Genomic DNA, 14,587 nt, shown 5'->3' on the forward strand with positions numbered 1-14,587 from the left:
TGGTGCGCCATGGAGAACGAGCCCGTCGTACAGGTCGGGAACCTGGTCAAGCGGTACGGCGCGAAGACCGCGGTGAACGGCCTCGACCTGGTCGTCGCGGCGGGCGCGGTGACCGCCGTCCTCGGCCCGAACGGCGCCGGGAAGACCACCACGATCGAGATCTGCGAGGGCTACCGCCGGCCCGACGCGGGCGCCGTGCGGGTCCTCGGCCTCGACCCGGTCGCCGACGCGGAACGGCTGCGCCCGCGCATCGGCGTGATGCTCCAGTCCGGCGGCGTCTACTCGGGGGCTCGCGCGGAGGAGATGCTCCGGCACATGGCGAAGCTGCACGCCCACCCCCTCGACGTGGACGCCCTGGTCGAGCGCCTCGGCCTCGGCGACTGCGGCCGTACGGCCTACCGGCGGCTCTCCGGCGGCCAGCAGCAGCGCCTCTCCCTGGCCATGGCGGTCGTCGGCCGGCCCGAGCTGCTCTTCCTGGACGAGCCGACCGCCGGGCTCGACCCGCAGGCCCGCCGCGCCACCTGGGAGCTGGTGCGCGAGCTGCGCGGCGACGGGGTCTCCACGGTGCTGACCACCCACTTCATGGACGAGGCCGAAGCGCTCGCCGACGACGTCGCGATCATCGACGCGGGCCGGGTCGTCGCCCACGGCGCCCCCGAGGAGCTGTGCCGGGGCGGCGCGGAGAACACCCTGCGCTTCACCGGCCGCCCGGGGCTCGACCTCGGCTCCCTCCTCAAGGCGCTGCCCGACGGTTCCGGGGCGGCGGAGCCGCTGCCGGGGACGTACCGGATCACCGGGGACGTCGGCCCGCAGCTGCTGGCCACCGTGACCTCCTGGTGCGCCCAGCACGGCGTGATGCCCGACGGCATCTCCGTGGAGCGGCACACCCTGGAGGACGTCTTCCTCGACCTGACCGGCAAGGAGCTGCGCGCATGAGCGCCGGTACGTACACCCCGCGCCCCGGCGCCGCCCCGCTCCCCCGGATGATCGCCGCGCAGACCGCGCTGGAGACCCGGATGCTGCTGCGCAACGGCGAGCAACTGCTGCTGACGGTGATCATCCCGGCGCTGCTGCTGGTGCTGTTCAGCGCGGTCGACATCATCGACACCGGCTCGGGCGCGTCGGTGGACTTCCTGGCCCCGGGCGTCCTGGCGCTCGCCGTGATGTCGACCGCCTTCACCGGCCAGGCCATCGCCACCGGCTTCGAGCGCCGCTACGGGGTCCTCAAGCGGCTCGGGGCCTCCCCGCTGCCCCGCTGGGCGCTGATGACCGCGAAGACGCTGTCGGTGCTGGTCACCGAGGTGCTGCAGATCGCGCTGCTGACGGCGATCGCCCTCGCCCTGGGCTGGTCGCCGCACGGCAACCCGCTCTCCGTGGCACTGCTCCTGGTCCTGGGGACCGCCGCGTTCTCCGGGCTCGGCCTGCTGATGGCCGGGACGCTGAAGGCGGAGGCGACCCTGGCCGCCGCCAACCTGGTCTTCCTCCTGCTGCTGGTCGGCGGCGGGATCCTCGTGCCGCTGGACAAGTTCCCGGACGCGGTGCGGTCGGCGCTGGAACTGCTGCCCGTGTCGGCGCTCTCCGGAGGGCTGCGGGACGTTCTCCGGCACGGTGCCCCGATGCCGTGGGACCAGGCCGGGATCCTGGCCGTGTGGGCGGTGCTGGGGCTCGGCGCCGCGGCGAGGTTCTTCCGCTGGGAGTAGTCCCCGGCAGGGCCTTACGGCTGGACTTGTGCGGGCATCCGGGTACGGAACCACCCCTCGTGAAATCGTGCACAAGCCCCGTCCTACGATGGTCGGCGTGGAAACCCCCATCTCCCTCATCGCCAAGCGCTGGACGCCGTCCACCCGGGTGGTGAAGCGCGCCGCGCTCTCCGCCGTCATGATGAGCGTCTTCATCATCGTCACGGGCGGGGCCGTCCGGCTCACCGGTTCGGGCCTCGGCTGCGACACCTGGCCCAAGTGCACCGACGACAGCCTGTTCGCCACCCCGGAACAGGGGCTGCACGGTGCGATCGAGTTCGGCAACCGCATGCTGACCTACGTGCTGTCGGCCGCGGTCGGCTGGGCGATCGTCGCCGTCAGCTCGATGAAGCCGCGCCGCCGCAAGGTGACCCGGCTGGCCTGGGCGCAGTTCTGGGTCGTGCTGGGCAACGCCGTCCTCGGCGGCATCACCGTCTGGGCGGGCCTCAACCCCTGGACGGTGGCCGGGCACTTCCTGCTGGCCAACGCGCTCCTCGCCCTCACCGTGATCACCTGGGTGCGGATCGGCGAGGGCGACGGGCCGCCGCGCCCCCGGGCGCCGCTGCCGGTGCGCCGCCTGGCCTGGGCGATCGTGGCGACCACGGTGGTCCTGATCGTGCTGGGCACCTCGGTGACCGGGTCCGGCAAGCACGCCGGCGACAGCAGCGACGTGCCGCGCATGCCCTGGGACTGGTCGGCCGCCGCCCATGTCCACGCCGTCGCCGCCTGGGTGGTCTGCGCCCTGGCCATCGCGATGTGGCTGGCGCTGCGGGCGGTGGACGCGCCCGCCGACACCCGGGCCCGCGCCCGGGACCTGCTGCTCGTGCTGCTCGCCCAGGGCGTGATCGGGTACGTCCAGTACTTCAGCGACGTCCCCGAGATCCTGGTCGGCGTCCACATGTTCGGCTCGGCCGTTCTGTGGATCGCGGTGATCCGGCTGGTGCTGAGCATGCGCGAGCGCGGCGACGAGACGTCGGCCCCGCTGCCGGGCCCGTCCTCCGAGCGGTCGGAGAAGGCGTCCGCCACGGCGGGCTGAGAGCCTTCGCGTACGACGGAGGGGGCGGCGGGCATGATGCCCGCCGCCCCCTCCGTCGTACGCTCTCCGGCCCCGCGCGGCCGTCGTCCTCCCGGAGCGTTTCAGCTCTCGTTGGAGGGGCCGCCGACCTGGATCCCGGCCATCCGTGACCACTCGTACGGACCCGTGCGGACCTTGAGCGCGAACTCGCCGTCGAACTCGTCGTGCATCACGATGCCGGACTTCGCGGCCGCGCTCTCGGCCACCGCGTACGTCGGGGCCACCAGGTCGCCCCAGGCGCCGTCCCGGCCGACCAGGACGATGCGGGCGCCCGCCTGGCCGATGTAGGCGAGCTGACCCTCCGCGCCGCCGTGCTGCTTGGCGAAGGCGCCGATCTCCCGGGCGAGCTTCGCCGCCCTGCGCTCGGCGCGCGCCGCCTTCCTGGCGTCGGTCCGCGGGGTCTGCCCGGTCTCGTTCGCTTCTACTGCCGTCTCTGCCATGGACAGGATGCTACCGACGGGTAGCCGAACTGGCGACGGGCGGGTCGCGTGGCTTGTGCCACGCGACCCGCCCGTCGCCGGAAGCGGAGGCGTCGTCAGCGGAGGAAGGGGTCCACCGCGACGGCGAGGAAGAGCAGGGAGACGTAGGTGATGGACCAGTGGAAGAGCCGCATCTCCTTGAGCTTGGCCCCGGTCACCCCGGCCTTGGCCCGGTTCTGCAGCCCGTGGGCCTCCCAGAGCCAGGCGCCGCCGGAGAGCAGCGCCACCGCGGTGTAGAACCAGCCGGTGTAGCCCAGCGGAGTGAGCAGCAGCGAGACCGCGACCATCACCCAGCTGTAGAGGACGATCTGCTTGGCGACCACCCGGTTGGAGGCGATGACCGGGAGCATCGGGACGCCGACCCGCGCGTAGTCGTCCTTGACCTTCATCGACAGCGGCCAGTAGTGCGGCGGCGTCCAGAAGAAGATGACGGCAAAAAGGATGACCGCGGCCCAGGAGACCGTGTTCGTCACCGCCGACCAGCCGATGAGGACCGGCATGCAGCCCGCGATGCCGCCCCAGACGATGTTCTGGGAGGTGCGGCGCTTCAGCAGCATCGTGTAGACGACCACGTAGAACAGCAGCGCGCCGAGGGCGAGCGCGGCCGACAGCCAGTTGACGAGCAGTCCGAACCAGAGCGTGGAGACCACCGCGAGGGCGATGCCGAAGGCCAGGCATTCACGGGGGCTGACCATGCCCGTGACCAGCGGGCGCTGGGACGTGCGGTCCATCAGCGCGTCGATGTCGCGGTCGATGTACATGTTGAGCGCGTTCGCGCCGCCCGCGGAGAGGTATCCCCCGATGGTGGTAGTGAGAACGAGCCACAGGTCGGGTACACCCTGGGCAGCGAGGAACATCACCGGAACGGTGGTGATGAGCAACAGCTCGATGATCCGTGGCTTGGTAAGCGCCACGAACGCCTTGACGCGGGCCCCGAACGGGCGGTGGCCCCCCGGGCTGGGAGTCAAGGCGACCCCTGCGGGTCGGGACTCGACGGCCGTCACGCACACCCCTGACAGAGAAATCCCAGCAAGCTCCGGCCGAGGAGGCCCGTGAAGACTTGCGCGAACTCGTCCACTCTAGACGTTGGGGGTACGCCCTCCTTCGCGGGGGTGGGGTCGTGTTGGGGGTGACAGCGCGTCCCGGACGCTTTCCGCCGGGAGGCGAACTCCACGCACCGCCCACACCCTGGAAAGTGCACGGAAAGCGTGCCTGTCAACGGGGGTAGGCTCGACAGCGCCCGGTGCGGCAACCGTCACCGGTTTACGACAGTGGAGAGGAGCCCTGACTCAGGGTGAGCATCAAGCCGACCACCGCAGACCTCCAGTGGACCGATGTGGACCAGCGGGCCGTGGACACCGCCCGCGTTCTCGCCGCGGACGCCGTACAGAAAGTCGGAAACGGCCACCCGGGCACGGCGATGAGCCTCGCGCCTGCCGCCTACACCCTCTTCCAGAAGGTGATGCGGCACGATCCCGCGGACGCCGAGTGGACCGGTCGCGACCGGTTCGTCCTCTCCGCCGGGCACTCCAGCCTGACCCTGTACATGCAGCTCTACCTGGCCGGCTACGGCCTGGAGCTGGACGACCTCAAGGCCTTCCGCACCTGGGGCTCCAAGACCCCGGGCCACCCGGAGTACGGCCACACCACGGGTGTCGAGACCACGACCGGCCCGCTGGGCCAGGGCGTCGCCAACGCGGTGGGCATGGCGATGGCCGCCCGCTACGAGCGCGGTCTCTTCGACCCCGACGCGGCCCCCGGCGCCTCCCCCTTCGACCACATGGTGTGGGTCGTCGCGGGTGACGGCTGCCTCCAGGAGGGCATCTCGGCCGAGGCGTCCTCGCTGGCCGGCCACCAGAAGCTGGGCAACCTGGTGCTGCTCTGGGACGACAACCACATCTCCATCGAGGGCGACACGGAGACCGCGGTCTCCGAGGACACCCTCAAGCGGTACGAGGCGTACGGCTGGCACGTCCAGCGTGTCGACCAGCTGCCCAACGGCGACCTGGACCCGGCGGGTCTGTACGCGGCGCTGCAGGCGGCCAAGGCCGAGACCGAGCGCCCCTCCTTCATCGCGGCCCGCTCGATCATCGCCTGGCCCGCCCCGAACGCGCAGAACACCGAGGCCGCGCACGGCTCGGCGCTCGGCGACGACGAGGTCGCGGCGACCAAGCGGGTCCTCGGCTTCGACCCGGAGCGGACCTTCGAGGTCTCCGACGAGGTCATCGGCCACACCCGTCAGGCCCTGGACCGCGGCCGTGAGGCCCGCGCGGAGTGGGACAAGGCGTTCGCCGCGTGGCGCACCGCCAACCCCGAGCGCGCCGCCTCCTTCGACCGGATCGCCGCGGGCGAGCTGCCCGAGGGCTGGGAGGAGAAGCTCCCCGTCTTCGAGCCCGGCAAGTCCCTGGCCACCCGCGCCGCCTCCGGCAAGGTGCTCCAGGCGCTCGGCGAGATCGTGCCCGAGCTGTGGGGCGGCTCCGCCGACCTCGCCGGCTCGAACAACACGACGATCGACAAGACGTCCTCGTTCCTCCCGGCGGGCAACCCGCTGCCGGAGGCCGACCCGTACGGCCGCACGATCCACTTCGGCATCCGCGAGCACGCCATGGCCGCCGCCATGAACGGCATCGCGCTGCACGGCAACACCCGGATCTACGGCGGCACCTTCCTGGTGTTCTCCGACTACATGCGCAACGCGGTGCGGCTCTCCGCCCTCATGCACCTGCCGGTGACCTACGTGTGGACGCACGACTCGATCGGCCTGGGCGAGGACGGCCCCACCCACCAGCCGGTCGAGCACCTGGCCTCGCTGCGCGCCATCCCCGGCCTGAACATCGTGCGCCCGGCCGACGCCAACGAGACCGCCGTCGCCTGGCGCGAGATCCTGCGCCGCTACACCAAGGTGTTCGGCAAGGGCGCCCCGCACGGTCTGGCGCTGACCCGCCAGGGCGTGCCGACGTACGAGGCGAACGAGGACGCGGCCAAGGGCGGGTACGTCCTGTTCGAGGCCGAGGGCCCCGCCGGGGAGAGCGCGGAGCCGCAGGTACTGCTCATCGCGACCGGCTCCGAGGTGCACCTCGCCGTCCAGGCGCGCGAGCAGCTCCAGGCGGACGGTGTGCCGACCCGCGTGGTCTCGATGCCGTCCCTGGAATGGTTCGAGGAGCAGGATCAGGGATACAAGGACAGCGTCCTGCCGCCCTCGGTGAAGGCGCGGGTCGCCGTCGAGGCCGGCATCGGCCTCACCTGGTACCGGTACGTGGGCGACGCGGGCCGGATCGTCTCGCTGGAGCACTTCGGGGCCTCGGCGGACGCCAAGGTCCTGTTCCGCGAGTTCGGCTTCACGCCCGAGCACGTGGCCGCCGCCGCGCGGGAATCCCTCGAAGCCGCCGCGCGCTGACGCAGGTGGACACCACTAGTAGGAGATGCAACTCATGACAGACGCACTCAAGCGCCTCTCCGACGAGGGCGTGGCGATCTGGCTCGACGACCTGTCGCGCAAGCGGATCACGTCCGGCAACCTGGCCGAGCTGATCGACCAGAGCCACGTCGTCGGCGTCACCACCAACCCGTCGATCTTCCAGAAGGCGATCTCCTCGGGCGACGGTTACGAGCAGCAGCTCACCGACCTCGCCGCCCGCAAGGTCACCGTCGAGGAAGCCCTGCGCATGATCACGACGGCGGACGTCCGCGACGCCGCCGACATCCTGCGCCCGGTCTTCGACGCCACCGACGGCCAGGACGGCCGGGTCTCCATCGAGGTGGACCCGCGCCTGGCCCACGACACCACGGCCACCGTCGCCGAGGCCAAGCAGCTGGCCTGGCTGGTCGACCGGCCGAACACGCTCATCAAGATCCCGGCGACCGAGGCGGGCCTCCCGGCCATCACCGAGACGATCGGCCGGGGCATCAGCGTCAACGTGACGCTGATCTTCTCGCTGGAGCGCTACCGCGCGGTCATGGACGCCTACCTGGCGGGGCTGGAGAAGGCGAAGGCCGCGGGCCTGGACCTCTCCAAGATCCACTCGGTGGCCTCGTTCTTCGTGTCCCGTGTGGACACCGAGATCGACAAGCGCCTCGACGCGATCGGCTCCGACGAGGCGAAGGCCGCCAAGGGCAAGTCCGCCCTGGCCAACGCCCGCCTGGCCTACGAGGCGTACGAGGAGGTCTTCTCCTCCGACCGCTGGGCGGCCCTGGACAAGGCGCAGGCCAACAAGCAGCGTCCGCTGTGGGCCTCGACCGGCGTCAAGGACCCCGCGCTGAAGGACACCCTGTACGTCGTCGACCTGGTGGCGCCGAACACGGTCAACACCATGCCGGAGGCGACGCTGGAAGCGGTGGCCGACCACGGCGAGATCACCGGCAACACCGTCGCCGGCGGTTACGACCGGGCACGCGCCGACCTCGACGCCATCAAGAAGCTCGGCGTCTCGTACGACGAGGTCGTGAAGCTGCTGGAGGACGAGGGCGTCGAGAAGTTCGAGGCGTCCTGGAACGACCTGCTCAAGTCGACCGAGGCGGAGCTTTCGCGCCTCGCCCCCTCGGAGGGCTGACCACTTTGTCTGCTGTTCCCGGAGCCAACCCGCTCCGTGACGCACAGGACCGACGGCTCCCGCGCATCGCGGGGCCGTCGGGCCTGGTCATCTTTGGCGTCACGGGCGATTTGTCCCGTAAAAAGCTGATGCCTGCCGTCTACGACCTGGCCAATCGCGGCCTGCTGCCGCCGGGCTTCTCGCTCATCGGTTTCGCGCGCCGCGACTGGGAGGACGAGGACTTCGCCCAGGTCGTCCACGACGCCGTCAAGGAGCACGCCCGCACGCCGTTCCGCGAGGAGGTCTGGCAGCAGCTCATCCAGGGGATGCGCTTCGTCCAGGGCAACTTCGACGACGACGAGGCGTTCGAGACGCTCAAGGACACCATCCAGGAGCTGGACCAGGCGCAGGGCACCGGAGGCAACTACGCCTTCTACCTGTCCGTGCCGCCGAAGTTCTTCCCCAAGGTCGTCCAGCAGCTCAAGAAGCACGGCCTGGCGGACCAGAAGGAGGGCTCCTGGCGGCGTGCCGTCATCGAGAAGCCCTTCGGCCACGACCTGGCCAGCGCGCAGGAGCTCAACCAGCTCGTGCACGACGTCTTCCCGCCCAACGAGGTCTTCCGGATCGACCACTACCTGGGCAAGGAGACGGTCCAGAACATCCTGGCGCTGCGGTTCGCCAACACGATGTTCGAGCCGATCTGGAACCGGTCCTACGTCGACCACGTACAGATCACGATGGCCGAGGACATCGGCATCGGGGGCCGGGCCGGCTACTACGACGGCATCGGCGCCGCCCGCGACGTCATCCAGAACCACCTGCTCCAGCTGCTGGCGCTGACCGCGATGGAGGAGCCCGGCTCCTTCCACCCGAAGGCCCTGGTCGCGGAGAAGCTCAAGGTGCTCACCGCCGTCGAGCTGCCCGAGGACCTGGGGCTGCACACCGTACGCGCCCAGTACGAGCACGCCTGGCAGGGCGGCCAGGAGGTCCTCGGCTACTGCGAGGAGGACGGCATCGACCCCAAGTCGACGACCGACACCTACGCGGCGATCAAGCTGACGATCAACAACCGCCGCTGGGCGGGCGTGCCGTTCTACCTCCGCACCGGCAAGCGGCTCGGCCGCCGGGTCACGGAGATCGCGGTCGTCTTCAAGCGCGCGCCGTACCTGCCCTTCGAGTCGAGCGCGACCGAGGAGCTGGGCGGCAACGCCCTGGTCATCCGGGTCCAGCCGGACGAGGGCATCACCGTGCGCTTCGGCTCCAAGGTGCCCGGCACCTCGATGGAGGTCCGGGACGTCACGATGGACTTCGCGTACGGCGAGTCGTTCACGGAGTCCAGCCCCGAGGCGTACGAGCGGCTCCTCCTGGACGTCCTGCTCGGCGACGCCAACCTCTTCCCGCGCCACCAGGAGGTCGAACTCTCCTGGACCATCCTCGACCCGATCGAGGAGTACTGGGCCAAGCACGGCAAGCCGGCGAAGTACCCGGCGGGCACCTGGGGCCCGGCCGAGGCCGACGAGATGCTCGCACGTGACGGACGGAGCTGGAGGCGGCCATGAAGATCGATCTCACGGAAACCACGTCCAGCAAGATCAACCAGGCACTGGTCTCGGCCCGCCGGGCGATCGGCACCCCCGCCATCGGCATGGTGCTCACGCTGGTCGTCGTCACCGACGAGGAGAACGCGTACGACGCGCTCAAGTCGGCCGGCGACGCCTCCCGCGAGCACCCTTCGCGGATCATCGCGGTGATCAAGCGGGTCAGCCGCTCGCCGCGCGCCCGCCGGGACGCCCGGCTCGACGCCGAGGTCCGGGTCGGTTCCGACGCGGGCACCGGGGAGACCGTGGTGCTGCGGCTCCACGGGGAGCTGGCCAACCACGCCCAGTCGGTGGTCCTGCCGCTGCTGCTGCCGGACGCCCCGGTCGTGGTGTGGTGGCCCGAGGGCGCCCCCGCGGACCCGGCGAAGGACCCGCTCGGGGCGCTGGCCCAGCGCCGGATCACCGACACCTACTCGGCCGAGCGTCCGCTCGACGAGCTGGCGGTGCGGGCCGCGACGTACAGCCCCGGCGACACGGATCTGGCCTGGACCCGGATCACCCCGTGGCGCTCGATGCTGGCCGCCGCGCTGGACCAGCAGCCGGCCGAGGTCATCGCCGCGACCGTCGAGGGCGAGAGCGACAACCCGAGCTGCGAGCTGCTCGCCATGTGGCTCGCCGACCGGCTCGGCGTGCCGGTGGAGCGCACGCTCTCCGAGGGCCCCGGTCTGACGGCGGTCCGGATGGAGACGAAGAACGGCGTCATCGTCCTGGACCGGCCGGACGGCTCGCTGGCCACGCTCTCCATGCAGAACCAGCCGGACCGCGCGGTGGCGCTCAAGCGCCGTGAGACCGCCGAACTGCTGGCGGAGGAGCTGCGCCGGCTCGACCCGGACAACACCTACGCCTCGGCGGTGAAGTTCGGCGTGGACCGGTTGCATGCGGGCGGCGAGGTCAAGGCCACGCCGGTCGAGGGGCCGGTGGAGAAGGCGGACAAGGCCGCCGACGCCAAGGCCCCGGCCGCGAAGAAGGCCCCGGCCAAGAAGGCGGCGTCGAAGTGACCCCGCCCCAACTGGTCGTCCACCGCGACAAGGAGCTGATGGCTCGGGCCGCGGCGGCCCGGCTGATCACGAAGGTCGTGGACGCCCAGGCGTCCCGGGGCCACGCCTCGGTGGTGCTGACCGGCGGGCGCAACGGCAACGGTCTGCTGGCCGCGCTCGCCGCCGCGCCCGCCCGGGACGCGATCGACTGGGCGCGCCTGGACCTGTGGTGGGGCGACGAGCGGTTCCTGCCCGAGGGCGACCCGGAGCGCAATGCCACCCAGGCCCGTGAGGCGCTGCTCGACGCGGTGGAGCTGGACCCCGCCCGGGTGCACGCGATGCCCGCGTCCGACGGCCCCTACGGCGACGACGTGGACGTCGCGGCGGCCGGTTACGCCGCCGAGCTGGCCGCGGCGGCGGCTCTCGAGGACCACGGCCCGGTGCCCGTGTTCGACGTGCTGATGCTGGGCGTCGGGCCGGACACGCATGTGGCCTCGCTCTTCCCGGAGTCGCCCGCGGTGCGGGAGACCGAGCGCGCCGTCGTCGGTGTGCGCGGAGCCCCCAAGCCGCCGCCGGTCCGCGTCTCGCTCACCCTGCCCGCGATCCGCGCGGCCCGTGAGGTGTGGCTGCTGGCGGCGGGCGAGGACAAGGCGGAGGCGGCGGCGATCGCGCTGTCCGGGGCCGGGGAGATCCAGGCTCCGGCGGCGGGCGCGTACGGGCGCAGCCGTACCCTGTGGCTGCTGGACGCGGCGGCGGCCTCGCGGCTGCCGCGCGCGCTCCACCCCCCGGCGCCCGCCTGAGCGCTGACGCCTCGTGAGGCCCGGCCCGCCTTTCCCGGCGGTCCGGGCCTCACGCGCGTCCTGACGTGAAAGGCTCGCCCCATGGTGCATATCGGAACCGTGGTGATGGGTGCGGCCGACGTGGCGCGGGCCGCCGCCTTCTGGAAGGCGGCGCTCACGTACACCGAGCGCGAGCCGGGGACGGACGACTGGGTGGTGCTGGTCCCGGTCGAAGGGGCCGGCGTGGGCGTGGCGTTGGGGCGCTCCACCTCTCCGGTGCAGGAGGTCCCCCGCGTCCACCTCGACCTCTACTCCGACACCCAGGAGGCCGAGGTCGAGCGGCTGATCGGGCTCGGTGCGACAAGGGTCGCGTGGGACCTGTACCCGCCGGACCCGGACTTCGTGGTGCTCGCCGACCCCGAGGGCAACCGCTTCTGCGTCATCGACACGGCGCACGGCGGCTGAGGACGGCCCGGCGGGCCGGGGTCAGAGGACGACCTGGTCCGTTCCCTGCTCCAGCTTCGTGATCGCGGCCCGGCAGGCGCCGACGAAGCGGTCGAAGACCGGAGTGGTGCTGCCGGCCCGGCCCGCACGGGTGTTGAGGGTGAACATGGCGGCGCGCAGCTCCGTGGTGAGCTCCAGTTGGCCGCCCTTGGCCAGCATGGTGCGGTTGACCGGGTTGGCAGGGTTGACCCCGGCCAGGTCGGGCGTCTCGTCCCCGTCGCGCCAGGCGATGCCGGCCGCGTCGAACTCGGCCTTGAGCAGGGTCCTGAAGCGGATGTTCAGCCCCCCGACGACCACCGCCCGGGGAACGGTGCCCGCCTGGGCCGCCGTACAGCCGTGCAGGCTCAGGACGTTGAGGCTGCTCGCCGCCATGGAGAGGGCGACGTGGTCGTCGCAGTTCTTCGCGGTGACGTGCAGGTCCCTGTTGCCGGAGGCCCGCAGCCCCTCGAACATCCAGTAGTCGAACACCCCGTGGCCGTCCGTCAGCGGGGCGAGGGTGGCCGGGTGGTAGCCGGCGATGGCGAGGCAGAGCTCGGAGGTGCCGACCTCGATGCCGCCGCCGTGCAGGGCCATGACGGTGGTCCGGTTGTAGGGGAACCTCTGCGGGAGAGAGTGGTCGGTGTACTCGTGTCTGCGGTAGCGGCGGGCGAATTCGACGCCCTCCTGGCCGGCGAGCTTCTTGTAGAGGTCGGTGTTGGAGGCGTAGACGTCCAGGTCGCCTGTGGCGTGGGCGTCGGTCGCGGTGAGCGAGCCCAGCAGGGGACCGCTGACGGCCGCGGTAGCGAAGGCGGTGAGGACGGTACGGCGGCTGGTGGGGTTCATGATCGATATCGTCGCCGTTCCGGAACCGGCTGCCCAGGGGATCTCCTGTGCCGTCCGTCACGGCCCGGAGGTCTCCGCGCGCTCCAGGAACGGTTCCAGCAGGCCCGGTACGGCCTCGGCCGCGAAGGCGAGGCCCTCGGCCTCGTCGGCGTCGTACACCGTGTACGCGCCTCCCCCGGCGGCCGTGGTGGCCGTGACGTCCAGCAGTCCGGCCCGGCGCTGGAACACCGACTGCCCGATCGTCCAGCCGATCACCCCGGTCCGCTCCAGCGCGGCCGTCGAGCGGCGGACCGTGCCGGAGCGGGTGACCAGGTAGCGGCCCGCGAGCCCGTGCCCGATCCCCCGGTACGCGTCCAGGGCGAGCGCCGCCGCCACGGGGAGGGCCACCACCGCGCAGCAGAGCGCGATCCACAGCAGCACGGGGGTGAGCAGCGCCCCGAGGAGGGCCAGGAGCAGGACCGGGCCGAGGGCCGCGGCGAGCGACCGGCGCAGTCGGCGTCCCCGGGCGGCGGGAGGATGGGGGGTGAGCGCCGCACCCGTCGGGGCGACCGCCTCGCGCAGGACGTCGGCGGCGGCGGAGTCGGCGCGGGCCCGGGGGACGACGGGGATCAGGGTGTGGTGGTCGGCGTTCCGGGCCTCGTGGTCCTTGGCGAGGCCGGTGGTGATGGCGTCCAGGCGGGCCGCGCCGAACAGCCGTACGCCCAGCGGTTCGACCAGGTCGACGCCGCGCAGCCGGGCCTCCTCGACGGAGAGGGACCGGGAGGTGAACAGGCCTCGCCGCACCCGCAGCGTGCCGCCCGGCTCGCGCTCCAGGCGGTAGTTCCACCACATCTCGATCCAGAGGCCGAGCGCTCCGACGACGCCGGCGACCAGGGCGGCGAGGGCCAGGACGAGGATCGTCCAGAGCAGCGGGACCTCCCGCAGGAGGCCGCCGATCCACTCGATGACCTCGCCCTGGGCCCCGACCCAGTCGCTGACCTGCAGCACGGTCCCGGCGGCGGCCCCGCCGAGCATGGGAGCGACGAAGGAGACCGGGGCGTAGCGGATCCAGCGGGGGTCGAGGACGGCCAGTTCGCCCTCGCGGTGGGCTCCCTCGTGCGGTGCGGTGACGGCGCGCTCCAGGAGGAGGAGGCGCAGCCGTTCGCCCTCGGCGCGGGAGACGGGGTCCAGTTCGAGGGTGGAGTCGGAGCCCTGTTCACCGGTGCCGATCCTGACCGTGACCAGGCCGAGGAGGCGCAACAGCAGGTTGGCGGTGAGGTCGACCGTGCGGATGCGTCCGCGGGCCAGCGAGCGGCGCTTGACGGTCAGGAGGCCGGTGTGGAGGTCGACGCGCTCGGCGCCGATCCGGTAGCGGGTGCGGTGCCAGCGGACCCGGTCGGCGCCCGCCGCGGCCCCGATGGCCAGGAGGGCGGCGGCGAGCACCCAGAGCACGGCGGCCGGGAGGCCGATCCGGGTGGCGAGGCCGAGCGTCGTGGGGACGGCCGCGCCCGCGACGACCCCGGCCACGACGAGAGCGGTGACCAGGACCGTACGGGGGTCGAGGCGGCGCCAGTCGGCGGGCGGGGCGGCGGTGCTCATGTGGCGTCGCCGGGGGTCTCGCGGGTGATGCGGGTGAGCCGCCGGGCGAGTTCGGCGGCGACCTCGTGGTCCAGCCCCGCGATCCGCACCGCGCCCTTGGCGGAGGCGGTGGTGACGGTGACCGTGGCCAGCCGGAAGAGCTGCTCCAACGGGCCCCGTACGGTGTCCACGGTCTGGATCCGGGACATGGGGGCGATCCGCCACTCCTGGCGGAAGAACCCGGTGCGGACGTACACCGCGTCCTCGGTGACCTCCCAGCGGTGCGTGCGGAACCACCACAGGGGGAGGAGGACGGCGGCCGCCGTGCCCGCCGCGGCCAGGACCGCGGCGGGCAGCAGCAGCCAGAAGCGGGCCGGCCCGATCAGCGTGCCCAGCACCGCGAGCGGCACGACCGGCGCGGCCGTCAGCAGCAGCCACTGGGTCCGCCACCAGCCGACGGCTCGTTCGTCCAGCGTGTTGCGCGGTGGCCGCAGCCGTACCGCCGCCCCCTCCCCCCGGGTCATCGGG

Annotated in this window: 14 protein-coding genes; 9 read left to right on the forward strand and 5 right to left on the reverse strand. The window is 72.3% G+C overall.

The annotated features are described in order from the left end of the window. Positions 1-9: 9 nt before the first annotated feature. The 3 genes from AMK24_RS14825 (at position 10) to AMK24_RS14835 (ending at position 2,775) form a co-directional block, all read left to right on the forward strand. Positions 10-936, forward strand: a complete 927-nt coding sequence (locus AMK24_RS14825; protein ID WP_073769128.1) for an ABC transporter ATP-binding protein — start codon at positions 10-12, stop codon at positions 934-936. Continuing rightward, the gene (locus AMK24_RS14830) at positions 933-1,700 is read left to right on the forward strand and encodes an ABC transporter permease (protein WP_073769130.1); all 768 of its coding nucleotides are present in this window, start codon (positions 933-935) and stop codon (positions 1,698-1,700) included. Before AMK24_RS14825 ends, AMK24_RS14830 begins: the two co-directional genes overlap by 4 nt. Positions 1,701-1,788: 88 nt before the next feature. Further along, positions 1,789-2,775 carry a COX15/CtaA family protein gene (locus AMK24_RS14835; RefSeq protein WP_073769132.1) on the forward strand — a complete coding sequence of 329 codons (987 nt, stop codon included), beginning with the start codon at positions 1,789-1,791 and terminating at the stop codon, positions 2,773-2,775. 101 nt (positions 2,776-2,876) lie between these two features. Here AMK24_RS14835 and AMK24_RS14840 read toward each other — a convergent pair whose 3' ends face one another. Together AMK24_RS14840 and AMK24_RS14845 are read right to left on the reverse strand one after the other, a co-directional pair. Further along, the gene (locus AMK24_RS14840; RefSeq protein ID WP_073769134.1) at positions 2,877-3,254 is read right to left on the reverse strand and encodes a hypothetical protein; all 378 of its coding nucleotides are present in this window, start codon (positions 3,252-3,254) and stop codon (positions 2,877-2,879) included. 95 nt (positions 3,255-3,349) lie between these two features. Continuing rightward, on the reverse strand, positions 3,350-4,303 hold the full coding sequence (locus AMK24_RS14845) for a heme o synthase (RefSeq protein ID WP_073769136.1): 954 nt from the start codon (positions 4,301-4,303) through the stop codon (positions 3,350-3,352). Positions 4,304-4,587: 284 nt separating this feature from the next. Here AMK24_RS14845 and tkt point away from each other — a divergent pair, with 284 nt between their 5' ends. From tkt to AMK24_RS14875, 6 genes are all read left to right on the forward strand, one after another. After that, positions 4,588-6,690 carry a transketolase gene (gene tkt / locus AMK24_RS14850; RefSeq protein WP_073769138.1) on the forward strand — a complete coding sequence of 701 codons (2,103 nt, stop codon included), beginning with the start codon at positions 4,588-4,590 and terminating at the stop codon, positions 6,688-6,690. A 34-nt stretch (positions 6,691-6,724) separates the two neighbouring features. Continuing rightward, on the forward strand, positions 6,725-7,843 hold the full coding sequence (gene tal / locus AMK24_RS14855; protein WP_073769140.1) for a transaldolase: 1,119 nt from the start codon (positions 6,725-6,727) through the stop codon (positions 7,841-7,843). 5 nt (positions 7,844-7,848) lie between these two features. After that, positions 7,849-9,381, forward strand: coding sequence for a glucose-6-phosphate dehydrogenase (gene zwf, locus AMK24_RS14860; RefSeq protein ID WP_073769142.1), 1,533 nt, complete (start codon positions 7,849-7,851; stop codon positions 9,379-9,381). Continuing rightward, the gene (gene opcA, locus AMK24_RS14865) at positions 9,378-10,418 is read left to right on the forward strand and encodes a glucose-6-phosphate dehydrogenase assembly protein OpcA (protein ID WP_073769144.1); all 1,041 of its coding nucleotides are present in this window, start codon (positions 9,378-9,380) and stop codon (positions 10,416-10,418) included. Before zwf ends, opcA begins: the two co-directional genes overlap by 4 nt. Next, positions 10,415-11,197, forward strand: a complete 783-nt coding sequence (gene pgl / locus AMK24_RS14870; protein WP_073769146.1) for a 6-phosphogluconolactonase — start codon at positions 10,415-10,417, stop codon at positions 11,195-11,197. The genes opcA and pgl overlap by 4 nt, the downstream gene beginning before the upstream one ends. 81 nt (positions 11,198-11,278) lie before the next feature. Continuing rightward, entirely contained in the window at positions 11,279-11,641 is a 363-nt protein-coding gene (locus AMK24_RS14875; protein ID WP_073769148.1) for a VOC family protein, read from the forward strand. A 21-nt stretch (positions 11,642-11,662) separates the two neighbouring features. Here AMK24_RS14875 and AMK24_RS14880 read toward each other — a convergent pair whose 3' ends face one another. Genes AMK24_RS14880 through AMK24_RS14890 form a run of 3 tightly spaced genes read right to left on the reverse strand, consistent with a single transcriptional unit; the run spans position 11,663 to position 14,583 of the window. Next, the gene (locus tag AMK24_RS14880) at positions 11,663-12,502 is read right to left on the reverse strand and encodes a poly-gamma-glutamate hydrolase family protein (RefSeq protein ID WP_073769150.1); all 840 of its coding nucleotides are present in this window, start codon (positions 12,500-12,502) and stop codon (positions 11,663-11,665) included. A gap of 57 nt (positions 12,503-12,559) precedes the next feature. Further along, positions 12,560-14,080, reverse strand: coding sequence for a PH domain-containing protein (locus tag AMK24_RS14885; RefSeq protein ID WP_073769152.1), 1,521 nt, complete (start codon positions 14,078-14,080; stop codon positions 12,560-12,562). Continuing rightward, a complete protein-coding gene (locus tag AMK24_RS14890) occupies positions 14,077-14,583 on the reverse strand; it encodes a PH domain-containing protein (protein ID WP_073769154.1) in 507 nt (168 codons plus the stop codon). Before AMK24_RS14890 ends, AMK24_RS14885 begins: the two co-directional genes overlap by 4 nt. Positions 14,584-14,587 lie beyond the last annotated feature (4 nt).

This window comes from Streptomyces sp. CB02366 (assembly GCF_001905905.1).
Lineage (GTDB): Bacteria > Actinomycetota > Actinomycetes > Streptomycetales > Streptomycetaceae > Streptomyces.